This window comes from Paenibacillus peoriae (genome assembly GCF_022531965.1).
Taxonomy (GTDB): Bacteria; Bacillota; Bacilli; order Paenibacillales; family Paenibacillaceae; genus Paenibacillus; species Paenibacillus polymyxa_D.
This window is the reverse complement of the sequence record NZ_CP092831.1, coordinates 2909581-2934206: the sequence shown is the minus strand read 5'-3', so window position 1 is coordinate 2934206 and position 24626 is coordinate 2909581. Positions and strand designations below refer to the sequence as shown.

General features: G+C 39.9%; 19 protein-coding genes and 3 pseudogenes. 5 read left to right on the top strand and 17 right to left on the bottom strand.

What is annotated here, in order from left to right:
* Nucleotides 1–15: 15 nt before the first annotated feature.
* The 7 genes from MLD56_RS12715 to MLD56_RS12685 form a co-directional block, all read right to left on the bottom strand.
* Nucleotides 16–1791, bottom strand: coding sequence for an acyltransferase family protein (locus MLD56_RS12715; protein WP_029515225.1), 1776 nt, complete (start codon nucleotides 1789–1791; stop codon nucleotides 16–18).
* A 184-nt stretch (nucleotides 1792–1975) separates the two neighbouring features.
* Nucleotides 1976–3115, bottom strand: a complete 1140-nt coding sequence (locus MLD56_RS12710; RefSeq protein WP_029515227.1) for a hypothetical protein — start codon at nucleotides 3113–3115, stop codon at nucleotides 1976–1978.
* Between the two features lie 3 nt (nucleotides 3116–3118).
* Nucleotides 3119–4579, bottom strand: a complete 1461-nt coding sequence (locus MLD56_RS12705; RefSeq protein WP_029515228.1) for a sensor histidine kinase — start codon at nucleotides 4577–4579, stop codon at nucleotides 3119–3121.
* A gap of 2 nt (nucleotides 4580–4581) precedes the next feature.
* A complete protein-coding gene (locus MLD56_RS12700) occupies nucleotides 4582–5280 on the bottom strand; it encodes a response regulator transcription factor (RefSeq protein WP_029515229.1) in 699 nt (232 codons plus the stop codon).
* Between the two features lie 331 nt (nucleotides 5281–5611).
* Nucleotides 5612–5905 (bottom strand): GLUG motif-containing protein, encoded by a 294-nt coding sequence (locus MLD56_RS12695; RefSeq protein ID WP_238437866.1) that lies wholly within the window; start codon nucleotides 5903–5905, stop codon nucleotides 5612–5614.
* The gene (locus MLD56_RS12690) at nucleotides 5874–6419 is read right to left on the bottom strand and encodes a M26 family metallopeptidase (protein ID WP_238437865.1); all 546 of its coding nucleotides are present in this window, start codon (nucleotides 6417–6419) and stop codon (nucleotides 5874–5876) included. The genes MLD56_RS12695 and MLD56_RS12690 overlap by 32 nt, the downstream gene beginning before the upstream one ends.
* Nucleotides 6420–7061: 642 nt before the next feature.
* Nucleotides 7062–7685, bottom strand: coding sequence for a family 1 glycosylhydrolase (locus MLD56_RS12685; protein ID WP_029515231.1), 624 nt, complete (start codon nucleotides 7683–7685; stop codon nucleotides 7062–7064).
* Nucleotides 7686–8136: 451 nt separating this feature from the next.
* On the opposite strand from MLD56_RS12685, the gene MLD56_RS12680 reads away from it, so the two are divergent.
* Nucleotides 8137–9084 (top strand): cation diffusion facilitator family transporter, encoded by a 948-nt coding sequence (locus MLD56_RS12680; protein WP_025679519.1) that lies wholly within the window; start codon nucleotides 8137–8139, stop codon nucleotides 9082–9084.
* Between the two features lie 469 nt (nucleotides 9085–9553).
* Here MLD56_RS12680 and MLD56_RS12675 read toward each other — a convergent pair whose 3' ends face one another.
* Nucleotides 9554–10468, bottom strand: a complete 915-nt coding sequence (locus MLD56_RS12675) for a LysR family transcriptional regulator (protein WP_029515234.1) — start codon at nucleotides 10466–10468, stop codon at nucleotides 9554–9556.
* 465 nt (nucleotides 10469–10933) lie between these two features.
* Between MLD56_RS12675 and MLD56_RS26120 the strand changes: the two genes are divergently transcribed.
* The 3 genes from MLD56_RS26120 (at nucleotide 10934) to MLD56_RS12665 (ending at nucleotide 13653) form a co-directional block, all read left to right on the top strand.
* Nucleotides 10934–11122, top strand: coding sequence for a cupin domain-containing protein (locus MLD56_RS26120; protein WP_029515235.1), 189 nt, complete (start codon nucleotides 10934–10936; stop codon nucleotides 11120–11122).
* A gap of 311 nt (nucleotides 11123–11433) precedes the next feature.
* Nucleotides 11434–12231 carry a dihydrodipicolinate synthase family protein gene (locus tag MLD56_RS12670; protein WP_029515236.1) on the top strand — a complete coding sequence of 266 codons (798 nt, stop codon included), beginning with the start codon at nucleotides 11434–11436 and terminating at the stop codon, nucleotides 12229–12231.
* Nucleotides 12232–12432: 201 nt separating this feature from the next.
* Nucleotides 12433–13653 carry a CynX/NimT family MFS transporter gene (locus tag MLD56_RS12665; protein WP_029515237.1) on the top strand — a complete coding sequence of 407 codons (1221 nt, stop codon included), beginning with the start codon at nucleotides 12433–12435 and terminating at the stop codon, nucleotides 13651–13653.
* 1114 nt (nucleotides 13654–14767) lie between these two features.
* On the opposite strand, the gene MLD56_RS12660 is transcribed toward MLD56_RS12665, so the two are convergent.
* From MLD56_RS12660 to MLD56_RS12650, 3 genes are all read right to left on the bottom strand, one after another.
* Nucleotides 14768–15571, bottom strand: coding sequence for a Cof-type HAD-IIB family hydrolase (locus MLD56_RS12660; RefSeq protein WP_049816871.1), 804 nt, complete (start codon nucleotides 15569–15571; stop codon nucleotides 14768–14770).
* A gap of 26 nt (nucleotides 15572–15597) precedes the next feature.
* Nucleotides 15598–16344 (bottom strand): DeoR/GlpR family DNA-binding transcription regulator, encoded by a 747-nt coding sequence (locus MLD56_RS12655; RefSeq protein WP_049816870.1) that lies wholly within the window; start codon nucleotides 16342–16344, stop codon nucleotides 15598–15600.
* A 665-nt stretch (nucleotides 16345–17009) separates the two neighbouring features.
* Complete coding sequence (locus MLD56_RS12650) at nucleotides 17010–17792, bottom strand: MBL fold metallo-hydrolase (protein WP_029515240.1); 783 nt, start codon at nucleotides 17790–17792, stop codon at nucleotides 17010–17012.
* Between the two features lie 403 nt (nucleotides 17793–18195).
* On the opposite strand from MLD56_RS12650, the gene MLD56_RS12645 reads away from it, so the two are divergent.
* Nucleotides 18196–18747, top strand: coding sequence for a GNAT family N-acetyltransferase (locus tag MLD56_RS12645; RefSeq protein WP_029515242.1), 552 nt, complete (start codon nucleotides 18196–18198; stop codon nucleotides 18745–18747).
* A gap of 157 nt (nucleotides 18748–18904) precedes the next feature.
* On the opposite strand, the gene MLD56_RS12640 is transcribed toward MLD56_RS12645, so the two are convergent.
* From MLD56_RS12640 to MLD56_RS12615, 6 genes and pseudogenes are all read right to left on the bottom strand, one after another.
* On the bottom strand, nucleotides 18905–19297 hold the full coding sequence (locus MLD56_RS12640) for a tautomerase family protein (protein ID WP_029515243.1): 393 nt from the start codon (nucleotides 19295–19297) through the stop codon (nucleotides 18905–18907).
* A gap of 54 nt (nucleotides 19298–19351) precedes the next feature.
* Nucleotides 19352–20409, bottom strand: a pseudogene (locus tag MLD56_RS12635) (NAD(P)H-dependent flavin oxidoreductase).
* Nucleotides 20404–20729, bottom strand: a pseudogene (locus tag MLD56_RS12630) (aspartate/glutamate racemase family protein); the annotation flags it as partial. The pseudogenes MLD56_RS12630 and MLD56_RS12635, both read right to left, overlap by 6 nt.
* 243 nt (nucleotides 20730–20972) lie before the next feature.
* Entirely contained in the window at nucleotides 20973–21242 is a 270-nt protein-coding gene (locus MLD56_RS12625; protein ID WP_029515245.1) for a YbfB/YjiJ family MFS transporter, read from the bottom strand.
* Between the two features lie 155 nt (nucleotides 21243–21397).
* Nucleotides 21398–21886: an alpha/beta fold hydrolase gene (locus MLD56_RS12620; protein ID WP_029515246.1), complete on the bottom strand. Its 489-nt coding sequence runs from the start codon at nucleotides 21884–21886 to the stop codon at nucleotides 21398–21400.
* Between the two features lie 317 nt (nucleotides 21887–22203).
* Nucleotides 22204–24367: pseudogene (locus MLD56_RS12615) on the bottom strand (DNA topoisomerase III).
* Between the last annotated feature and the right edge of the window lie 259 nt (nucleotides 24368–24626).

Sequence of the window (24626 nt, the reverse complement as noted above, 5' to 3'; positions counted from 1 at the left end):
CTTTCCTTTAACATGCTAGTAGGTTTTATCCTGTTTGATAGCATCAATCAAAACCGAGGCATAATACTGAGCTCCTTCTGGTTTCAGATGGACACCATCGTCATAAAATAGATCGTTGCGGTTTTCGCTGGCCGAATACCAGTCGATAAGTCGTACATTTTGAAATTCACCAGCAATTTCACGCAGATTGTCATTTACGGTATTCTGCCACCCTCTCGGTACTCTGGTCGTTATCAGATAAATTTGCCGAGAATCCTGTAGTGAAGTCAGCAAGGACTTCAGTTGACTCTGGTTAAACACGCCGTTGGTGCCGAGTTCAATAATAATTTTATTGCCAAGCTTGCCCTGTGCCCGCAGGTCATCAAGCACATTCCCAGCCTGTGACATTTGCCGTCCCACCTTGCCATCAATGGTCATACCGGGGAGCTGCTTTTCCAGAAACGGGGCGGCATCCAGAATGACGGAATCTCCGATCGCCGTGACCTTCTCTCCTTCTGCGGAATGGCCTGTATTTACATCGGAAAATCCGGATTGCACCTTTTCTGTCTGGACGGGTTCCCGGCTTACAGTTGCTGGAGCATCAGGCACAGGATCTGGTGAATTCGTCTTCCATGATGTCAGGACCAGAATAATGGCGATAACAATGACGACAAGGCCTAACTGGCTGCCAGCGCCTGACCTGCGGAGTGATTTTAGGGTCCCGCGACGAATGGGCTCTTCGATGTATCTGTAGGAAAGACTTGCCATTATGAAACTGGCCGTTACCTGCAGAGCAATACGTATATAGCTGGCATCTTCGGTATTCACCACCGGACTTGACAAAATAATGATTGGATAATGCCAAATATACAGACTGTAAGATCGCTTACCGATCCAGCTCAGAGGCCGGCAGCCGAGCCATCGTTCCAGTCGATTGGCCGGATGAACAAGTACAGCAATAATAACTGCAGTAATGAGTGATAAATAAAGAAAACCGCCGCGATACAGCGAATCATCAAACTGGTTGGTCTGACCGATCATGATAAACAGCATTACAATGCCCAGCACGCCAGTCATATCCAGCATGGTCCGTGACGAAGAGGATACATTTTCGCTCAGTCTCCAGCTGGGCCAGATTATCGCCAGAGCCGCTCCGATCAAAATGGCAAACACCCGCGTGTCCGTCCCGTAATACACCCTGCTCGGATCTGTTCCGGGTTCGTATATCACGGCCATGGCTATGGCGGATACGGCGGCGCAACCCAGAATGTATAACATCAGTCTTCCTCGTCGCGGCGCAAGGCACAGACCGATCAGTAGAACAAGCGGCCAGATGAGGTAAAACTGTTCCTCAATGGAAAGCGACCAGAGGTGACCGATTGGAGAAGGCGGGCCAAAGCTCTCGAAATATGAAACATGATGAAAAATGAGATACCAGTTGTTTACGTAAAAAAGCGAGGATACAAAATGGCCTCTTAACGCCTGCAGTCTGGAGAAATCAGTAATTAAAAGCCACAGTGCCACTGCAGTCAGCATAAAGATCATGGCCGGCAGTAGTCTGCGCATTCGTCTGATCCAGAATTGTATAATGGAGAAACCACTGCGCATCCTCCATTCGAAAAGAATCTGATCCGTAATCAGATATCCTGATAGGACGAAGAAAATCTCCACCCCCAGCAGCCCACCTTCTGCCCATCTGAAATGAAGATGATAAGCAATAACAGCAAGCACAGAGATGGCTCTTAGCCCATCCAGGCCGGTCATATAACGTTTTATGGGTTGATTCAGGTGCAAATTCCGGTTTCCATTCACTATGGTCCATTCCTTGTCCTTATAGGCTAATGATCTTGCTTCATTTACTATAAAAAAAAGATGTCGCGAAAGTTTGATCAACATGTAAACAAATTGTCACAACGGTTGCAAAAAGAAAAACCTTATTCCGGCTGAACAACCGAAATAAGGTTTTTGACGTCTACAAACATGGCGATCCTCACCGCTATTTCAATTCAATGATCAATGACTCCTTGCTAGGAGAATCCGTTGACGCAGTCTGCGAGGAATCCAATTGTTTTTGTCCTTGAAGCAGTACACTTTTATTGTTCGGATTCCAGTATATATGCGTCGGCACAATTCCGCGATACACCGGTTCCTTATACAGTATATTTCTTCCCTGCACCTTGCCTACGTAAGTAACATTTTGATCATACTCGGTGTATGCGATATTTTTCCTGTCAGGCGAGAATTCAAAATCAAACACTTTTTCCAGAATGACGGAGAGTTCGCCGTTTCGCCGATCATATTCATACAGTGAATTATCCGTTCCGAGAAACACAAACTGGTCGTTATTCATCCAGGCTACTGAATCTCCACCAATCTGACGCTCGTATTGAAATTCAATATTCTTCCCGGAAACCTTCCCCATGGTTAGTATCTTTTTCTGACCTTTTTTTGCACCAAACAACTCCACCAGTATGCTGCGGCCATCATTTGCAATGTTAACACTCAAAAGCGTGTCTTCCTTCATAATGCCTTTTAACTGATACTTGCCAGAAGTTTGAGACCCCATATCGTAGATGTACAGGCTATCCGCTCCATTATCAAACGGATTTTCTACCAGGTAGCCGATATACGAACTGTTGGCCGACCAGGAAACATATTGTACATAAGACTCGTTTCTAGTACTGATCCTGTCTATTTCCTTTTCCTTGCCATCCTGCAAGGAAATAAGCCTTAGGGTTGTCTCCGAGGAAGAACGAGAAAATTCGCAAATATATTTCCCATCGGGAGAAAGTGTCGTATTGGAAGTTACCTTACCGATTCCGGGTATGGCCTTGCTCTGCTCATACGGATAAGTTAAACGTTCCACCGTGCCTCGCTTCAGTATGGTCATGGCTCCGAACGATGCGATAACGGCATTTCCAGACGACCATCCCAGTAGCTCCCCCCGATTTGCAAAACGATCCGGAAGCCGATATATTTTTTGGACCTGAAACGGCCGAGAGCTTTGATCGGTACTGGAAACTTCATTGCTGTCGGCGATGACGACGGTCTCTGTTTTTGGTTCTGAACCGCATCCTGACAGCAGTAATACCACGAGAGATAGGACCAGCAGCATTACAACATATTTATTGCCCATTATTCATTCTCCGTTCCCCGCGGTTTCCAGCGCTTTAAATTCTACCGTAACGATGGTTTCATTATGCTCGTTTGCAATCGAGATGGAACCCGCAAATTCTTCAACGATGGATTTCACAATGCTGAGCCCCAATCCTACACTGCCTTCCTCCGCACTGTCGGAATGAGCTGGATAAAATGGCTGTAACAGGTGTGACAGATGTTCTGCCTCAATCGGATCGCTTGGATTGCTGAAAATCAAGCGGATCTTTTCTTCTGCCCGTACTGCTTTTACCGTTACTACCGAAAACGGCAAACTATATTTTATCGCATTATCTATCAAGTTGATGAACAGCTGTCTGATTCTGTCCCTATCGGCCAACATCATCAATTCCTCATTCATCTCATATTCAATGGTCTTTTTATAGCGCTGTGCCCGGATCATCATCGATTCACACACATCCTGCAGAATTAGCCCGATATCTACCCGATCAAGCTCATTGATCATGATATTTTTGCGTGAAACTTCCAGTAGTTTTAGCACCATCGCATGCAGGCGCTTGCTCTCCTCGATAATATGATTCATCCCTTTGCCAAAAAAAGCACGGTCTTTCTCACCGTTCATTCTGATCAGCTCCGCATATCCCAGAATGGAGGTTAATGGCGTTTTCAGTTCGTGAGTAATATTGTCAAAAAAGCGCTTTTCCTGCTGGTGAAGCTCTTTCAAATGGTCCCGGTCCTTCTCAATAATATGAATCTGTCTACTAATTTGATCAATCATATCGTTAAAATTCTCAGCCAGTCGGCCAATTTCATCCCTGCGTTTAAAGTGAAGGCGGATATCCAGATTCCCGTTTTTCACCTCAGTGGAGGCTTGCGTCAGTCTGGTCAGCGGGATGGTAATATGCCTGGAAAGAATATAGGAAAACAGAAAAGCTGCCGCAAAAATCGCCAGGGCAATATAGAGGGTAATCTGCCGAATCTGTCCGGTTTGTTCGTAGAGTGAGCTGAAATCTTTGTAAAAACGCAGTATGCCCACCTTTGAACCGTCTATAACAACCGGATAGGAGAAAAGGACAGTCGTCTTATTACGATCATAAGTAATGCTGTACGCTGTATTGCCACCAATCGCCTGCTGCAGATCGCTTTGCATGTGCTGCTGAAAAATGGAGCTGTCCGGGGCATAAAGCAATTTGCCCTCCACCGTATACACGCCAATACTGCTGTCCGTGGTATGGTTCAGATTAGTTGCTATTTCCCTCGCAATTTCTCCAAAATACAGCTCATTGCTACTGAAATGGTTAATCAGGAAAGCCTGACGCACATACACGTTGCTGTTATTTTTCAGTCCGATCAGTTCGGAGGTAACCAGATTCTGATTGCTTGTCCGGATAAATTCCTTGACTGTCTGATTGAGCACGACAAAAGAAAGCGAAAAAATCAGAAAAAAACCGATCAGGAATTTGATGCTGATTTTACGTATCATGCTTATCCACCCATTTTTTTAAATTTGTACCCGATTCCGAAGACGGTAGTAATGCATTCGGTGGCGTCTAGCTTTTTGCGGAGTCTCTGGATATGCGTATCAACCGTACGGGTATCTCCGACAAAATGATAGCCCCACACCAGATCAAGCAGTTCGGAACGTGTAAAGGTTTTGCCCTGATGTTTAACCAGCATCATAAGCAGATCAAATTCCTTGGGGGTCAATTCAACAGGACGGCCTTCTATTTGGACGAGTCGTTCTTCTTCGATCACTTCAATATTGTCAAACCGAATGACGGCTTTCGTGGCTTCTTCCCTGTCCGAGCTGTTCGCCTGCTCCACTCTGCGCAAAATGGTTCGAATGCGTGCAACAACTTCGCGCAGATCAAAAGGCTTGGTAATATAATCATCGGCACCGAATTCAAGGCCTAGAATTTTATCGGTAATGTCCGATTTGGCTGTAATCATGCAGATCGGTATGTTATAGTCCGTTGTCACCTTTTTGCAAATGTCTAGACCGCTCTGGTCAGGTAGCATCCAATCTAACAGCAGCAAATCGGGCTGAAACGACTGCAGCTCATGCATTCCCGTTGCTCCACTGGCCGCTGTGCGTGTCTGGAACCCCTCTATAGAAAGCCCGTACGAAAGCAAGTCGGCAATCGGGGCATCATCTTCGATAATAAGAATCTTTGCTTTATTCATCGTAATCCTCATCTCTTTTTTTAATACGGTAGGTTTATGACATTGTCCATTATATTAATCATTCAGGGGAAAACAATCAAATGTATATTGTAAATCCTCATACCCACTATCAGCATATAGCCCCACCTTTTCTGTTATAAGAAGCCGTACCATGAGCGTTTTTCGATAAAAACTTAAGCAACATAAGCGATAAACAAACTAAGGTTGCTTATAGGAAGTTCATCCCAGTTCCAGCTGTTATTGGCCTATTCGAAAGGTCAATCATAAATAACGAAATCTTCGCCTGATGTGAAAGTGATGTGTCCGTTGTTTTGGAATAGCTGTTTGTTACCTAGCCAGCATTTTGTCCAGCAAGTCCTCCAGCTCGGTTGAAGGTCGTTGTGACTGAACCCGTTGAGTAAGAATTGCTCACGGTTCCGTTAGAATTGTATCCGACTAAACCACCAGCGCGGGACAGTCCATCCACTTGGCCAGTCGCATAACTTTGGCTGACGGTGCCTTGAATATTATAGCCTGCAATTCCTCCAACATATCCAGTAGATTTGGCTCCCCTCACGTTGACAGCCGATATAGACTTAGTAATCGACGCGTTGTTAACACCCGACCAGACCACTCGCATAATCATAGGTGCCCTCTCCGAGCGCTTCTACACTGCCGGATGCAAATACATTACTGATTTGACCGAAACTTGTACCAGTAACACTTCCTACGTTCCTATTTCCGATTATGTTAACATCCATTAACCGAACGTTACGAACAATACCTGTAGCCATTAAATTGCCCAAAAAACCGACATTCATTGACAAGGGCTGATTAATCGTCAAGCCGGAAATCGTGTATCCGTTCCCATCGAACACACCCGAGAAATTGGCAATCGGGTTCCAAGTACAATCCGTTAATTGGATATTAGCACCCAATTTGTAATAAGCGTTCGGATTAGTCCTGATACCATCCAGCATCGCCGCTGTCGTGATGATATAAGGGTTCTGTTCCGTACCGTTTCCCGTTCCGTAAAAAGCATGTGCCCGTGAAGGGGCGACGGGAACAATAGCTGCGGCAAGAATAATGACCACTAGGATTAATTTTAAATAAGAAGTAAGCTTTTGGTTTAGACGAAATTCCTTAATTAATGGTAACAATAAAAGTTCCTCCTTCTTATGCGACAAATAAAATCATCTGAATTGTTTAGGCTAATGCCACCTCATCTCATATAGTACTAAGTACAGCAACGCTATTTTCTCTCAAGGAAAAATTTAAATTTAAGCATGAAAAATAACCGTTCATTGAAAGAACGGTTACCCGCTTTTCAGTTTGTTTTATCGTCGCTGCCTTAAATAACATTCCCCTGGCCTACTAAAATCAGGATGCGATTATATGCATTGCAATATCGACATACATTAAATAAATATTATATATGAAACGATGCTGCTTTCCTGTTCACACAATCACTGTCTCCTTTGTAGGTTTTGGCTGTTATTTTGATACGAAGATTTTAGCATGGTATGACTGAACAAATTTTGAACATTCACACTTCTGCTTCTTCGAAGAATGCTCTAATCATAAACCTGGCTTAGATATTAATGAACCGAGAAGACTCAGCTGATATGTGACGGTTTCATTGCCCCTAAAGCCTCCATTTAGATGACTTCTAGAGCAACTTTGTATTGTCTACCAACAACAGCAAGCCACTAATCCTAGACTAACAGATTAGTGGCTTATTCGTGGAGTTTATAAGGGACTCATATTAAAGTTCTCAGCGGAGTTTCTTGTTCAACGGGTCCTTAAATTTCTTTCCCATTTGACTCAACAACTTTTTTGTACCAATAAAAAGAATCTTTTTTATAACGCTTTAATTGTTTGATATCATCATCTGTTCGATCTATATAAATTAATCCATACCGTTTTTTATATCCGTTACTAGTGAATAATAAATCGATGGCAGACCACGGATTATAGGAAATGACCTTTACACCAAAATCAATCGCTTTTTTAACTGCGAGGATATGTTTTTTCAAATAATCAATTCTGTAATCATCATGAATCCTCCCATCAATGGTCAACTCGTCGTATGCACCAAGACCATTCTCTGTGATCATCAAGTGCATATTATATCTTGTATAAATATCACGCAAAATGTATTCCAGTCCAGTTGGATCTATAGCCCAGTCTGTAGTCTCCAGAGCAGGATTCTCGCACATTTCATAGAAGCCCGGATGTGTTTCGAAGCCAGATATTTCTCCCTTGATACCAGAGACATTAACTCCCGACCACTGTTCATCGGCAACCTCTGGACAGGCTTTGGCTGTGTCACTGGCATAGTAATTCAGAGTCAAAAAATCAGATTTTAAATATGAGTGGTTGATTTCAAATGGTTTTTCGCAATAATTTGTTACCTCTGGATCCATTCCAATTAATACCTAGTGATCATATTCTAGCTCTCCATAAAACGTGACTTCTCAGTTAAGCTTCTTACTAAAAGCAAACCATCTATTTACCCCAATCTTATTTAACTTGGTAGGTGTGTACATACATTCACCCCATTATGGGAGAAATTGTATCAATGGAATGATTCGTCAAATACTTCAATATTCCTTTTTCTAAGAGAATCTAATTATGTCGAAATAAATCCTATAATTTCGATTAAAGCGAAATTATCTTATGTCATTCCCATAAGTAACTCTATCTAATAGCCGCCGCATTAAATATTACAAATTCCTCGTAAGGGATAAACTTGTTGTCACTGTACAGTTGCGCCATGCTGCACTTGACGTGTATATTTTCCCCACATATAATTGAAGTCAATAAAACATATGAACAGTTGCTCATATGTTAATAAAATAGAAAGCTGGGATATGTATGGCAGGACATAATCATGGACATCGACACAACAATAAAAAAGTTTTGCTGATCTCCTTCATCATCATCACTACTTACATGCTGGTCGAAGCTTTTGGTGGATTTATTACCAATAGTTTAGCTTTGTTCTCGGATGCAGGTCATATGTTATCGGATTCTCTTGCGTTGGCGATCGCTTTGTTCGCGTTTAAGTTTGGAGAGAAAGCTGTCAATAAGGAAAAAACCTTTGGTTACAGGAGATTTGAAATATTGGCTGCAATGCTAAACGGTGTTACTCTGATTGCGATTGCCTTATACATTTTTTACGAAGCGATTGAAAGGTTTATAAATCCTCCAGAAGTAGCTACAGTAGGGATGCTAGTTATCAGTATTGTTGGCCTGTTCATTAATATACTCGTTGCCTGGATTATGATGCGAGGTAGCGATACAGAGCACAACCTGAATATGAGAGGTGCTTATCTGCACGTCCTCAGCGATATGCTGGGATCTGTTGGAGCGATTATTGCCGCTCTTCTGATGATGTTCTTGGGATGGGGTTGGGCAGACCCACTTGCTAGTGTAATTGTCGCAGTACTTGTCCTTCGCAGTGGTTACTTTGTTAGTAAGTCTTCCCTGCATGTGCTTATGGAAGGAACACCCCGTAACATTGATGTAGAGGAAGTCGTACAAGCCATTTCGCAGTTCGAAGGTGTGAAAGCCGTACATGATGTGCATATTTGGTCAATTACTAGCAACTTAAACGCTCTGACTGCGCATATTGTAGTTGATGGAAATAAAACAGTGTATGAAACCGAGGCCCTACTGCATAGTATCGAGCATATGCTGGAGCATAAGAACATTCCTCACTCTACTTTGCAGATCGAGTCCGAACAGCATAGACACGATGAATCCATTATGTGCACTATAGAGTCAGGTGCGCCGGATGCACATGCACATCATAGCCATTAATAAAAGGAGGACTGTTTGACTTTTTTGGAGCGGCTGAATCCTCGACCGCTCCCCTAAGTACCAATGCACTCCTTGGAAATTTGTTCTGTAGACTTAGATCCAAGTCTGTTAACGCAAAATGGGTCATTCCTTCTTAAATGGAGCGATGGCATCTAGTATAAACCTCATTATTTTCTCAAAAGTCAAATTCATATCTGAATCGAGATAATTCAAGTCTGCCCACCATCACAATACGGTTTTTCGTACGCATCTTTACCTACGCGATTGCCCTTTGATACGATTCAATGAGTGATTCAAGGTGACCTTATTATTTTTGAAATGGTGACTTTTCCGTTCTCTTTACATATTAATAGCACCTGAAGCTATTCCCTCTGACTTTTCCAATCCAAAAAAGAACTGACCGTCGTAGCTTCTTTCTTTTATATGTCCAGTAGTATATAAATAAAGATTAATAAAATGAGTGGACTGTTTAATCAGTGCCTTTCATAAAATTCTGAGTCAAATGGAGTGAAGTCTCTTTTAGAGTATTAATAAAAATACGTGTCGCAGCACTCAGGTATTTATCTTTCCTGTAGATAATTCCTATATATCGAGCAAGATTAACATTTAAAATGGGAATAATTCTGATACGAGGATGGTTAAGGTACTCTAAGTAAGGTCGCGGTAATATAGTTACCCCTATCCTATCTATAACCATATTAATTAAAGATTGCATGGTTGTAATTTCAAAGACCGGTTCTGGAATAAACCCCACATCTTTACAAGCTTTATTTATAAGCTGTCTTATAAAATATTGTTCAGGAAGTAAGATGGAAGGTGTTGTTTGCAAGACTTCTATACCTAATTTATCCTGATTCTCTAACGGGTGTCCAACAGGCACTGCAAACGCCATTTCCTCTCTATATAAAGAAATGGTTTCTAATTCATCCCCTTTCATAGGTAAAAAAACAATGCCTATATCCAGCTTATTTTCTAACAGTTGTTTTTGAATATCCCCAGTACGTAATCCAAACACAGATATCTTAACACCAGGATATAGATGATGAAAACTACGTAATGTGGGCGGAATGAGGTAATTTTCAACGGTTAACAAGGTGCCTATAGAAATGGTTCCTCTTTGAAGGCCATTTAGTTCATCTATTGAGGTTTTTGCCTGTTCCAGTTCATGAAAAATGTTACGTGTATACTTTAAGAGTAATTCCCCTGATTCCGTAAGAGCCGTCTTTTTACCAATGCGATCAAATAAAAGTGTGCCAATTTCATGTTCTAACAAACGAATTTGTTGACTTAAAGAAGGTTGAGAAATCCCTACCTTTTCTGCTGCTCTTGTAAAATGTAGCTCTTGGCACACAGCGTAAAAATATTCAAGTTGTCTTAACTCCATTCTTAAGCCTCCTGATTTAAACGGTAATAGTTCCTACCTTTACATTTTGCAAGTTTATTAACATGAATTTCAATAGGAATACTATAAACAATCTTAGATATTACACATTATATCATAGTTTAAACCTATGGTTATTATATAAATAATTGAATTGTACTATTGATTGAACTGTCTTAGACTATTAGTTGCACAGAGATCCATTTAATCCTAAAAGTATAAATTCTTTAAACTGTGTAAAAATTTTGTGGGGGTGATAAGATGGGTAGTCAAAAAACAGAGATTATCTACTACAGTGAGTTTTTAATAAAGAGTAGTAAGCCTGCCGTTCGAGCATGTTCATGGAAATGGAAAGACATTTATCCATTACTCAATTAATCTGTATCGGAAGGCTTTCTTTAAAGTGGCCGTGGAACATTGTCACTCATTCATAATCATACAGGGGATACGCATGGAACTTCATCAACTATGAAAGTAGTCGTCCACATTTTTAAACCTGGTGGGCATAATAAAGCTCATCGTCATACTAATGTAGCTCTCAATCTAGTATTTCAGGGCGAGGGTTATAGTATCGTGGATGGAGAAAAGATTGAATTGAAAAAAGGCGACCTATTCTTAGCTCCTCCTTGCTCTGCTCATGAGCATTGCAACACTTAGCAAACAGAGGATGCTATTATTTACACGTTTCAAAATGTACCGGTTCTTACTTCAATGGGCACTTGGTTTTTAGAGAAACCGGTGGGTAATACACCTCGTCACATAGTCAAACCAGATACACAAATAAAGAATAACTAGAAAAGATTAGCTAATACTTTTGGCCTGAAGAATGTAACCAAACTTTAAACAACATGAACATAGAACAATTTAGTCATTCAAATATACCTTTTAAAAATTATCTGAAAGGATTTAGTATTTGACGTTATGTACAAATAGTTCTTGTAATGTATATACACTGGAGGATATAACTGATGAAAAATTTTAATGTTGCTATTCCAACTCCCTTTCGTGATGATGAGAGCTTATATTTAGAAGGATTCAATCCTATTGTTAAACATTTAACAGATAACGGGATAGATTCACTACTTGTGTCTGCTACGACAGGCGAACAAAATTCAATGAGCATTGAAGAGCGTATCCATATTATTGATTATTTTAATCAACAAAAATTTGAAAATGTTGAACTGATGTTTGGCGTATCAGCTACAACAACAAGAAATGCAATAAAACTGGTTAAAAAGCTTGAGGAATCTGTTTTTGATTCTATTCTAATTCAGTTTCCACCTTACATTCAGCCGACACAACAACAAGCTATTTCTTATATCAATGAGCTGCTACAACATACCACCAAAAACGTTGTCCTTTATAATAATCCTTTCCGAACAGGATTTGAGCTAAGTGCTGAATCATTAAAGACTGTTATTAACCAGAAGTACTCTAACCTTGTAGGACTTAAAGAAGAGAGTGATGCCAAACGTCACCATAATACTGACTTACCAGATGATTTCATCATGTTCGCTGGTGGAGATGTAAATCTTATAGAAAAGATAATGAATGGATGTAATGGACTTTCTAGTATGGTAGGAAATGTTTACCCACAAGAAATCAAACAAATTTTTAATGACTTATTAATGAATAAACCAGTAGACCTTTGGAAGATAAAACAATTAATTAATAAAGTTACAAGTGGTCAAGCCATCATAAACATAAAAAATCACTATAATTCTTTAGGTATAAAAGTAGGGGCTTGTCGTTCTCCTATTAACTAACGGGAGAAGTCCAAAAATTCGCTTAATTTAATTAAAATGTTTAAAAGTAACCGTCAAGTAGAAAACAACATTTTATTATGTTCTCTGCTTTACGGTTACTATTGTGGAACAATATGGAAGTGTGGCAATTCAAACAATAAATGAATTGATTACCTAATTTAGAAAAGCTTTAGTATTAAATACGGAGGATCTATAGCGATCATGGGTATTTCACAAAAAACCAATCAACTAGGACAACCGAAACCGGATCTAAAGCCTAGAATAGGATTACTTATTATAGGTATCATCCTAATGGGAGCCAATCTCAGAGCCCCACTAACTTCAGTGGGTCCACTAATAAATTCTATACGTGACAGTTTAGGCATATCTAGTATACTAGCAGGGACAATAACTACAGTACCTTTACTTACTTTTGCATTCTTATCCCCTTTTGCCCCTAAGTTAGCTCAACGTTTTAGTACGGAGTTTATCCTATTTATTTCTTTAATCTTATTAACCATTGGATTCGGAATACGTTCTTTTGGTGGTGTAATAACCTTATTTATAGGAACAATCTTAATTGGTTCATGTATTGCCATTGGTAATGTATTACTCCCCAGTCTCATTAAACATAACTTTGCACAAAATGTAGGAATGATAACAGGGATTTATATAGTCTCTATGAATTTATGTGGAGCTATTGGATCCGGTATAAGTATCCCCATCTCCTCAATATCAGGGTTAGGATGGTCAGGAGGTCTCGGATGCTGGGGAATCTTATCTCTTCTTACACTTTTCTTTTGGTTACCACTAATACAAAATCAACATAAATCTATTAGATTTGTACAAACTAAAAAGAAAGTTAAATCTATAAACTTATGGCATTCTAAACTAGCATGGAATGTCACGTTATTTATGGGTTTTCAATCCTTAATCTTTTATACCATGATAACGTGGCTTCCTGAAATTCTTGAACAAAAAGGGCTGAACACTCATGAAGCTGGCTGGATGTTGTCTTTAATGCAATTTGCTATGCTTCCTACTACGTTTATTGTCTCTATTTTAGCTGGACGTTTAAAGAAGCAGCATCCATTAGTACTGGTTTCAGTCATCTTGCTTATTGGAGGGGTATTCGGTATCTTACACGGAAGCACGATCCTTATTCCAATATGGATAATTGTGGTTGGAATTGGAGTGGGATTTGCCTTTAGTTTAGCTATGATGTTTTTTAGTTTACGTACTCAAGATACGAATGAGGCAGCAGAATTATCCGGTATGGCTCAATCATTAGGTTATCTTTTGTCTGCTATCGGCCCTGTCTTATTTGGATGGTTGCATGATGTGACACATAATTGGAATACTTCCTTACTGATGTTAGTTTTAACTTCTGTTATTATCTTTATCACGGGTATAGGCGCAGGAAAAAATGAATATGTAGCATAGGATACCAGTCAGTAAACAAGAATACTTGGTTTTTAACCCAGTCTCAAAAACATTTGTTTTTGGGACTTTTTTGTAATTGGTATTAATATATAAAGGGGAATGGATAGTTGAAAACAAGAGAACTTCTTACCGACTGTCGCTATTTTATTGAACTAACGTTTCCCGTGAGTTGGACAAGATTATTAGAACTGAATGCTAATCCGTTGAATTTATGAATCCCAGTTCCAAATTTGGCGAGATCATTTCTTTATTTCCTGGGATCTTTCGAATTGATCCACTTAATCATTAAGCTCCCTGGAAATGATTTAGTTTCCTCACTCAAGCTCATGGAAGCGCTGCATGCTATTGTGCCGAACGGTACGACATATTTCTTGCAAATTACAATTAATATCTATTTTACATTACTTTCTCATAACCTCTTATCTACGAATTTCGCAAATATCTTTCAAATGTAAAGTATTCGCGAAAAAATTGACTATCCTGCCCTTTAGTTTAATAAAAGGGCGTCTGTCGCCTTCGATGAAATCCTATCGGGAATGTAACAATGTTCTTGTCACCCGACAAATGATAAATTGTCAATTAGCTGGAGAATATTATTTAAAAACACACCTAATACAAAATGCAACTCACCTCCATCTAGAAGTAAATGAACTTTGCCAAATTATTTTCTGATCTTGCTGATGAAAAATGGATATTTAGGGACCTTTTCGTATTATTTCCTATGTGAATGTGATATTTAGTATACTTATATATTCATTAAACTTGACTTTTGATGCCCATAATAAGAACGTGCATCACTAATCCCTTCTGCTCTTCTGCATTACAGGTAAATAAGCTCTTCACTACAAATCCAGACGACCAAACTCCCAACCTAACTTTCCTCATCTCTTTTGTAATCTGTCGTGCTGATTGAGCACAACAAAAAGAGATCAACGGTCGGAACACGTTGATCTCTTTTTGTCGTCTCACTCTGCTTTTCTTTTTCTACCGTTCTCGTCACTCGCAGACCGAGGAGATATAAACTCAGTATCCTCAGGGTTATGTGTCCCCCTCTGTTCTATTTCTAATGCCTACATTTTTTTGGTGTTTGGATATCCAATGTCACTGGATCATTTCAAACGGACAAAATGTATTTCTCCAAGCCTATTTTCAAACCGTCTTCATCATTACTCGATGTGACCCAGTCGGCAATTTTCTTAACTTCCTCTGGCGCATTCCCCATTGCAATTCCTAGGCCTGCGTACAAAATCATATCCATGTCATTATAGTTGTCTCCAATGGCCATCGATTCACGATAAGTAATATTAAATATCCCCTCGAGTTCCTGAATGGCATACGATTTGGACACCATCTCATCCATAATTTCCAGATAGGTTCCCTTGGATTTATAGACACTGATACCAGTAACTTCATTTTTGATTTGTTGTACAAGCCGCTCAACGTCTTCGGGAGGTCCCATGCATAAAATTTTGTGAGTATCATGATCTTCTTCTATATATGAGGAAAGCACCCTCTGTATGGGAGAGCCATTAATAATTCCCGCTTCCTGAATTACCCAAGGATTTTGAGTGTTATCAACGATCCACTGGTCATAGCCATATAAGTTAAAACTAATAGAAGGATAATGATCCGATACAATATCGTATATTTGTTTAATGCTCTTTTTCGATAAACAGATGCTATGGAGGATTTCCCTATTACAGCCCAATATTAGACCACCGCTATAACAAATGACGGGAGCGTTAATATTGAGCTCTTGCTGAAGAGGAAAAATGCTGCTTGGCATTCTCGCTGAAACGAGTACAAAAGGGATATTTCCTCCCACAACCTTTTGGATTGTATTTTTGGTGTCGAATGTAATTTGATGTTTTGAATTTAACAACGTCCCGTCAATATCGCTAAAGATTGCTTGTATCATGGCCCATGCTCCCTTGCGATTTTTTATCACTTTTCTTCCTCAAGCACCTTGATAACTTCTACTCCGCTATCCTGCAACATCAGCAATGAATGCTTCGGGGCATCCTGATTTGTAATTAGAATATCAATTTCGGAAAAATTCAGACCTTTAAACGGGCTTGTTAAATTAAATTTTTTGAAATCGGCAAGTAAAAATACTTCTCTGGCACGCCTCGATACCAGCTTTTTAACTAAAGCATCATCACGGTTCGCAAAATACACTCCGTCTTCCATAATGGCGGCAGCTCCTAAAAAAGCTTTGTCAAAAAAAACATCGTTCAACTGCATAGCCGTGTCGTAGTCATAAAAAAAACGGTTTTCATGATTAAATTTGCCCCCGAGCAAATTTATGTTAATTTCACTTTTTGCTGATAAAGCTTCTGCATTATCCAACGAGTGTGTGTAAACCGTCAGATTCTTGTCCAATTGCCCACAGAGCAGTTGAATGGTAGTCGATACATCCATGAAGCATACATCTCCGTCAGCGATATGCTCAGAAGCTGCTTTTGCAATAAGCATCTTTTGCTTTGTTGCTGAGGTTACACGTTCCTTGTAGGCTCTTATTTCTTCTTTTAATAAGGGTAAGGCAATACCTCCATGGGTTCTGATAACCCCCCCTTCATGAACAAGCTTAATAATATCCCTTCTTGCCGTATCTCTCGAGATGTTCAATAAATCGCAAATTTCCGAATTTGATAATTGGTTACGGCTTTGGAGATACTCCAAAATTTTCAAAAGTCGTTCCTCTTGGTGAATATAATCCCTCCCCCTTTCCCTATATTCATTATAAGCAATTTAACGCTTTTTGTTAAGTGTTTTTAAGTGTTTTTTTAAAAAATTAAGCAAACCGCTTATATTGAGTATTTCACATGATAAGTCCCCGATCCGCATGCACATCGCATTAAGAGTCCAGGGACTTTATTCATTTTGCCTATTTATTGATAAATTCAATCTTTTGACATCTGCAGTGTTGGTTTTTACTTTTCGCAGTTGCGTGTTTCTCGCACATTTAGTTTGAAGTGGATTGATTATAAAATGCTTGCACTCCTCGCGTATTAAAATAGGAAACTAATCCACATCTAATCCTACAACCGGCTCCATAACACACTCCCTAATATTAAAGTTGCGGCCACTCCCACGATGGTTCCCCCATAGCTTCGCTTGTGATACGAGATCCCTGTCTCAACCAGCTCAAACATGGTCATTGAGGGCAGTTAGAGAACTGTTTTCACGACGGGGCCCGCCCCAATAAAGTCAACGTTCTCTCGGCTACCGCCATCATATGATGCCTAAGAAAAAAGGCCAACCAGAAATCTCTGATTGACCTAATAACACGAAATAAAGTCCTAGACTGTCGCTATTTTATTGAGCTAACGTTTCCCGTTAGTTTGACAAGATTATTAGAACTGAACACTAAATCCGTTGAATTTATGAATCCCAGTTCCAAATTTGACGAGATCATGTTCCCTCAGAAATTTAACTGCAATTTTTACTTCATCTAAAATTATTGGATTAAGTCCTAATGTATTGTGAGAACCGTATACCATTTTGACGTTGGGTATTCTTGCAATCTTTTCTAATGAATTCACTAAATCAACAGGGTTCGTTGAAGGATAAAAGGCATATATTGGCACTTCATCATAGAGCAGATCGCCAGTAAATAAATACCCTTTTGTTTCATCGAAAACTGAAATATGGCCAGGAGAATGTCCTGGAGTGTGATATATAATTAATCTTCTGTCCCCTAGATCGAATATATCACCATCCTTCAACAAACCTGTCGGCTTTCCTTTAAAGGGTTGGTATGTATCCGGATTAAACCTTTCTGGAGTAGGCAAGGTTATATCTCTTCTAATATTCTTCCTGATTTGCTCTATTGTTAAGCCTTGAATCCCGTTAATTAGCCAGTCTTCATCTCCTTTATGGACAAAGATCCGTTCAAATTCGCCATGGTTACCTATGTGGTCAGTGTGGACATGTGTCGTAATAACTTTTAGAGGTAAAGATGTCAACTGCTCTGTTATTCTTTTGATACTATCAATCCCAAGCCCTGTATCAATTAATACCCCTTCTTGATCTCCCAATAATAAAAATGAATGTACTTTCTCCCAATGTCCGTATTCACTAATTGCGCATGTATTATCATCAATCCGTTGCACTGTAAACCAACGATCTCTAATCATAGAAGCCTCCAAATTAGATTCTTTACGTCTTCTAAATTATACACTTAGCATTGAAATTTTGCCCGTTAGCTTAATGAAGCATCGTCAGTCTAAAACTTTATTTTCTTTTACCCGCCGCGATCTAATAACTAACTCCATTTGCTTATTCGTCAGGGGCTACACTAATCTGCAGTGGGTCGATCTGAAAATCCTCTCCCTCCTGGGAAAATTGTTAAAAAACTTTTCCAATGTTCCCTTGTAAGACAGGTAGGATAATAGAAATTCCAGTCGCTCTCCCCCTGTTAACGCTCTCCTGATCATAGTGTAGCCTTCCTCTCGCAAAAACCTACAACTTAAAATGGTTGCAATATGTCGAATGCTGAAGTAAAGTTTTTTTAAGCTCATTTCATATAGGAGGATAACAATGATTTATAGAAACGCTACTGTTGATGATATATCTGCTATAGTGGAATTACAAAAAAAATATCACATTACAACCATTAGTGAAAAAGACAAACCTGATGGCTTCGTAACAACCTTATTTACAGAAGAACAATTTAAGGAATTAATTGAAAAAGAAAATGGAATTACAATTGCATGTCATGACCAGAAGATTGTTGCTTATGTGATGGCTGCCTCATGGAAGTATTGGGCTAAGTGGCCTTTTTTTCAATTTATGATTGACGATTTGAAAGATACAGAATATAAGGGAACTACGCTTTCTACTGAAAACACTTATCAGTATGGGCCAATTTGCATTGATATGGATTACAGGGGGACGGTAGTACTCCGAAAGGTTTTTGATTTTTCCAGAATGCAAATGAGTAAAAAATATCCGATATTGATAACTTTTATAAACCACATCAATCACAGATCATACGCTGCCCACACCAAAAAGCTTGGTCTTGACGTGATTAAAAGCTTTGATTACAACAATAATACTTACTATGAATTGGGTTGTTACACATCAGAATGATTGGATGTAATTGTAATTTTGGACCATCCATAAGCCTATTTTACCATCTCAATACCAAACCTCATGGAAATCGCCCTTCAACTAGCCTACCAGGCCAGTTGAAGGGCGATTAGAATTAGAGATATTACCGATTAAGATCGAAACGACTAGCATTGAATCAGCTTAACTTACCGGTCAAAAATTGTGCCTCCCCCAGTCCAAAACTCCAATCATCATCATTATTTTCAACAATAGATACCATTAAATCGGTTGGTGCGATGCCGCATTCAGCTTCTAACCTTTCAGCCAGCAAGGAATAGAGCTTTTGTTTCTTCTCTTTTGGCCGGGCTTTGCTTATTATGGAGAGAATAACTAGACTATCGGTACGGTTAAATCCTAGCCCAGTATCCTCAATAATCATATGGTCCGCCGGGTGTTCGTGAATGATTTGGTAACGATCTCGCTCTGGAACGTCAAAAGCTTCCACAACAACTTGGTGAGCAACATCCAAAAGTTTTTTCAGGCTTGCTTTATCTCGTCCTTTAATAAGATCAAAACGAAGTAATGGCATTTTAACTTCCTCCCTTTAATGAAAATTATTTTTCCCTATTTATTATCACCCATTCTAAATAAAAGAAAATTTCCGGACAAGAACACTGGCTTGATCAATGGTTTGTTTTACAATTGAAGCGGCAGGTTGGTCGCCTGCTAACCGAAGACCTTGGCCCGCCCAAAGTGACATATACTCGGGGTCGTTCGCTTTTGCAGCTGCCTGACGAATGTCCCGGGTCATCGCGTTTTGAATGGGGTAAGTCGGGATGTTCCGGGGTACTGATGCATGTCAATCATAAATTTTGTTTGAATGCCTCTTGAAGCTCTTCCAGAGTAAGCACGTGTAATTTCAGTGGAGTCCTCATTTGACGAGAGGATTTTCTGGTTGTACGTTTCATGGGCGCCGCTCTCGGGGCAGGCTAGAAACGCAGTGCCCATCTGTACTGCGGCGGCTCCTAATGTAAGGCTTGCTACAAGTCCACGCCCATCCATGATTCCTCCTGCTGCGATGACCGGGATCGACACATGGTCAACGATCTGCGGAACAATAGCCATAGTGCCTATCAAAGCATGGGAAGGGTCTTTCATGAAGGTCCCCCTATGCCCGCCTGCTTCGCTCCCTTGAGCCACAATTGCATCTGCGCCAGCTGCTTCCAATTGCTTGGCTTCATCAACAGTTGTTGCAGTTCCAATGATGAATATTCCATGCTGTTTCATGGTTTGGATCACGTCTTGGGATGGTACGCCAAAAGTGAAACTAAATACAGGTACACGCTCCTCCAACACTACCTGTAGCTGCTCCTCAAATGATTCTGAAAACTTCATAAGAGATGGATTTTGAGCCGTGCCAAGTTTGATGCGGTATTTATTCAGATAATCTGTCATCCGGTAAATTGCTTCTTCCGAATCTTCTGATTGCTCAGGCACAAACAAGTTTACTCCAAAAGGCTGGTCCGTTCGTTGCTTGATCTTTTGGATCTCGCTACGGAGCTGCTCCGGTGTTAAGTATCCGCCCCCTAGGTTGCCTAGCCCACCGGCATTTGAAACAGCCTCTACTAATTCGGGCGTCGAAACGCCACCAGCCATCGGCGCTTGAAAAATCGGGTATCGAATTTTAAGAGCACGCGTCAAAGCAGTAGCAGTTACTAAAACTCGTTTATCTATATTTTTTTTGTTTTAACAGCTGGTTTTACGGCAGGCTCCATACCAATGATTTGAATACTGTATTTTGCCCTTATTTCTTCGATTGCTGCGCTTGTGGCAGTATTACAAGCAATCACTATCGCTTTTACTTTTTGCTGGCTAATAATTTCTATAGCATCTAAAACATACTTTTTAACTTCATCTTTCGTTTTGTGCCCATATGGAACATTTATTGTATCTGCGTAATACATATAATCTTCATTAGGTAAAACTTTTAATGTATCATACAATACAGTAATGCCTCCAATACCAGAATCAAAAAACCTATTTGCATTTCTATTCCTCCAATAAAGGAATCAATTTATATATCTAACGGTTAATTCAAAATTAATTCACCAATTCCATTTGTATCTGGTTCCAATGTAAATTACCCAGGATCTAACTAAGCTCTTGATTAGGATGAATACGAGCATGGTTTAAATTTCCTATCGCTCCTTTTTGACTTGAAATGACTGCACCGGATAGCAATATTATAGCAGCAACAACAAGCACTAAAGTGGCAAGAAGTAGTGATAGGCTCTTCGGGATCCCCAGGTTATGAAACCTGCACCAAAGGCAGCGATAAGGTAACCCAAGTTATTACTCCCTGCCAAATATCCGGATTCCGTAGCGGATAGATGAGCTTGTGATTGCATCAATGGAAGTATGGAAGTATATGAAAAACGTCCGATTCCCATTGCAATAATGAGCATAACTAAACCACCGATCATGGTCTTTGTGGAATTAAACAATTTCGCATTTTTAGCTCCTGAATTCTCCATGAGACTGACCTGTCACCCTTCTAAATTCAATTTACCTCTCAATACATCAATTAATATGAACATAAATCCTAGTTAACATTAAAAAAATCAATTCCTATAACAAGAAATGACGGTAGAAACCATCCGGGATTTACCAACTTTTGAATCTTCAAATTCTATTGTTTTCCTAAAAAATCCAACATTAGTTCTCCATTTTCATATGCATGTGTTTCCAATGCAAAGTGCCCAGTATCTAATAAATGAATCTCGGCTTTAGGTAAATCTTTCTTAAAAGCCTCAGCACCAGCCGGAATAAAGGAAACATCATTTTCACCCCAGACTGCTAGCAAGGGCGGCTGATATTCACGGAGATACTGTTGAAACTCCGGGTACATTTTTACATTATTTTGGTAATCAAAAATTAAATCCAATTGTTTCTCATCATTTCCCGGCCGGGACATATAAGCAATATCTAGAGTATAGCCATCTGGGGAAACTTGACTTTCCTTTGTTCCATCAACATATTGGCCCTTGATTGTGTTAGGCGCAAATGCTGTCCTATAACTTTCCCTTTTTTCTTTAATGGAAAGTTCGCATATGCATGTTGTGAAAAAACCTTTTATATGTCCTACTCCGTTTAATCCAACGACATCTAATAACTTCATAACTTCACTCCTCGCATAGGGATTTTTTCGTCTTTTAGAGAGCTGGATTAAACCAGTTAAAGGATACATAGAATCAAATGCATATTTATACATTTTGAGTTGTAGTACTTGAGTCATAATGACGCACGCTTTTCAATAAAAAAAGAGCAACTTAAAAGAAATCATACGGGACTCGATTGAATCCTGTAATGAAATCTTACAAGTGCTCTTTTGCCGCCTGGCTAGAGCTCGATGCAACTCTTGTCACATCTCGCATAATGATTCATAGTCATACGTTTAATTTAATTATTTTACCTAGTCTTGTCAAGATAATATCCTTACTTCGGTTTAAATTCAAAACCGACCCTACCTTCTTCCTTTTTCCAGACAAGTGCGGCCTCGAAAGTTTTGTCACCTTTTTTGAATCCCTTAATAAGGTTTGTCCTCCCTTTCCCCAAAAACCTCTTGATCTGCGTTTCTGTTATGGTTTTACCCAATACTTTTTTAGAAAATGAAAAATCGCATCGCGGCCTTGCCGAGCAACTATAAGCCGCCCCTTTATCTATAACATCCTCTTTGCATTTCGGACACGGACCAAGACCTAAACCTCCAGAAACCTTATCCGCTTTTTCAGTCTGCTCTTTACTCTCCATACTTTTTGCTGTAAAAGTCCAAGTCATCGAGTTTCGAATTGCATCATCGACAATTTTTTGCGACAATCTTTTAGCCTGCTCCATAAACGATTGCGGGGACGCATTGCCTTGCCCGACATCATGAAGTCGTTGTTCCCACTTGGCTGTCATTTCTGCGGATGCTAATATGTTGTCGCCTAAAGCATCGATCAATACAATCCCCTTGCTTGTAGCATAAACCATGTTTTTCTTTACCTCAATATACTTGCGGTCTTTAAGAACTGAGATGATACCGGCACGCGTGGCCTCCGTGCCCAATCCTTCTGTTTTTTCAAGAATTTTCTCTAACTCTGTGTCTTCAAGATGCTTTCCAGCCGTCTTCATTAAAGTAATCAATTGCCCTTCGGTGTATCGCTTTGGAGCCTGAGTTTTTCCTTCTTTTACAAGTAATTCTTCAACTGTTCCTGAGTCGCCTTGCTCCAATGGAGGTAATACATCTGGTTCGGATTCTTCCTGAGAATCAGAATCATACAGAACTTTTCGCCAACCTTCCTGCACAATAAGTCTTCCTTTGGTGAGAAATGTTTCTTGATCACCTACGACTGTAATTAAGCGCGAATAATCAATAATAGCCTTATCATAATGCGCAGCTATCAGCCTCTTGACAATCAGCTCGTATAAATTACGCTCTTCTGGTTTCAATCGTCCGATTTGGGGGATCACTTCTGTTGGAATGATCGCATAGTGATCACTTACTTTTGCCGCATTGACAAATCTCTTATTATTGGCAATAGATTGTATGGGCAAAGGAAAGAAATCCTTGAATGATTCTTGACGACTTAACTTTGAAAGAATCTCAGGAAATTGCCTGGCTTCTTCAGGTGTTACATAAGCCGAATCCGATCTCGGATAGGAAATGTATCCTTCCAGATAAAGCTGCTGCAGCGCATTTAAACAATTTTGAGGCGAATATTTATAAATTTGATTGGCAACTGCTTGCAATGAAGATAAGTTAAAGAGCTGTGGCGGTTGAAATTCTTTTCGCTCTCTCTCAATTTCATTGACTGATGCCAGCTTATTTTCACAGTTTCTTTTGACGGACTCCGCTTCATCCCGACTTGCAAACCGTGTTTGCTCCTCCCGAAACCATGTGCCTTCATAGACAGTATCATTTATTAGGAATTTGGCTTTTAATTCCCAGAACGGTTCCGGTTTGAAATTCTGAATTTCTTTCTCGCGTGCTACGATTAGCGCCAATGTCGGACTTTGTACACGCCCAGTTGAGAATACTTCTCTAATTCCTCTACGCTGGAACAGAAGTGAATATACCCGTGAACCATTCATTCCTACGAGCCAATCAGCGCAAGAACGGCTAACGGCTTCATAATATAAGGACCGGGTATCCTCTTCACCTTTCAAATTCATAAAACCTTGTTCGACGGCTTTGGGTGTTAACGATGATATCCATAGCCGTTTCATAGGTTTGTTCACTCCAACAAGCTGAACCGCTATGCGGACTATGTACTCTCCTTCCCTCCCGGCATCCCCGGCATGGACGATTTCTTTGATATCTGGACGCATTAAAAGGGATTTAATCACTTGAAATTGCTTGGCTTTAGAAGGAGAAACGCGATGTCTAAATTATTCGGGTAATATCGGCAAAGTGTCTAGACTCCACTTCTTAAGACTAGGATCGTATTCCTCTGGAGGCACCAATTCGCAAACATGACCAACAGCCCAAGTCACTAGGGCTCCTTTTGGAAATGTATCGTTCGGTGAGATTTCAATATACCCTTGTTGTTTTTTTATGTTTAAAAGGTGAAGCCAACTTCGCCCCTTGATCCGGTTTTTCCGCAATAATAAGTTTCAATATGTCACGGACCTTTCTGAGAGAACTATAAATTGATTATATCAGCAAATCGGTTCAATTTCATGACTTAGAATTATATACAGCAAAATGATAATAAGTGGTATGAAATAGTTGCTGGGCTTCACTCCCTCTTTTTTTATATCCATTCTTAGGTAAATTCAATTTTCTTTTCAGACATCACATTGAATCTTGATAATTAGGGCTTTCTTAGCGGATCATGTTTTACGATGTTACGAGCAAATGAACGGCGAGCCTTGAC

Bases quoted from the DNA above. Each gene is read 5' to 3' on its own strand.
- MLD56_RS12710 (WP_029515227.1), bottom strand. From the start codon at position 3,115: ATGGGCAATAAATATGTTGTAATGCTGCTGGTCCTATCTCTCGTGGTA.
- MLD56_RS12705 (WP_029515228.1), bottom strand. From the start codon at position 4,579: ATGATACGTAAAATCAGCATCAAATTCCTGATCGGTTTTTTTCTGATT.
- MLD56_RS12700 (WP_029515229.1), bottom strand. From the start codon at position 5,280: ATGAATAAAGCAAAGATTCTTATTATCGAAGATGATGCCCCGATTGCC.
- MLD56_RS12695 (WP_238437866.1), bottom strand. From the start codon at position 5,905: ATGATTATGCGAGTGGTCTGGTCGGGTGTTAACAACGCGTCGATTACT.
- MLD56_RS12685 (WP_029515231.1), bottom strand. From the start codon at position 7,685: ATGGATCCAGAGGTAACAAATTATTGCGAAAAACCATTTGAAATCAAC.
- MLD56_RS12680 (WP_025679519.1), top strand. From the start codon at position 8,137: ATGGCAGGACATAATCATGGACATCGACACAACAATAAAAAAGTTTTG.
- MLD56_RS12675 (WP_029515234.1), bottom strand. From the start codon at position 10,468: ATGGAGTTAAGACAACTTGAATATTTTTACGCTGTGTGCCAAGAGCTA.
- MLD56_RS26120 (WP_029515235.1), top strand. From the start codon at position 10,934: ATGAAAGTAGTCGTCCACATTTTTAAACCTGGTGGGCATAATAAAGCT.
- MLD56_RS12670 (WP_029515236.1), top strand. From the start codon at position 11,434: ATGAAAAATTTTAATGTTGCTATTCCAACTCCCTTTCGTGATGATGAG.
- MLD56_RS12665 (WP_029515237.1), top strand. From the start codon at position 12,433: ATGGGTATTTCACAAAAAACCAATCAACTAGGACAACCGAAACCGGAT.
- MLD56_RS12660 (WP_049816871.1), bottom strand. From the start codon at position 15,571: ATGATACAAGCAATCTTTAGCGATATTGACGGGACGTTGTTAAATTCA.
- MLD56_RS12650 (WP_029515240.1), bottom strand. From the start codon at position 17,792: ATGATTAGAGATCGTTGGTTTACAGTGCAACGGATTGATGATAATACA.
- MLD56_RS12645 (WP_029515242.1), top strand. From the start codon at position 18,196: ATGATTTATAGAAACGCTACTGTTGATGATATATCTGCTATAGTGGAA.
- MLD56_RS12640 (WP_029515243.1), bottom strand. From the start codon at position 19,297: ATGCCATTACTTCGTTTTGATCTTATTAAAGGACGAGATAAAGCAAGC.
- MLD56_RS12625 (WP_029515245.1), bottom strand. From the start codon at position 21,242: ATGGAGAATTCAGGAGCTAAAAATGCGAAATTGTTTAATTCCACAAAG.
- MLD56_RS12620 (WP_029515246.1), bottom strand. From the start codon at position 21,886: ATGAAGTTATTAGATGTCGTTGGATTAAACGGAGTAGGACATATAAAA.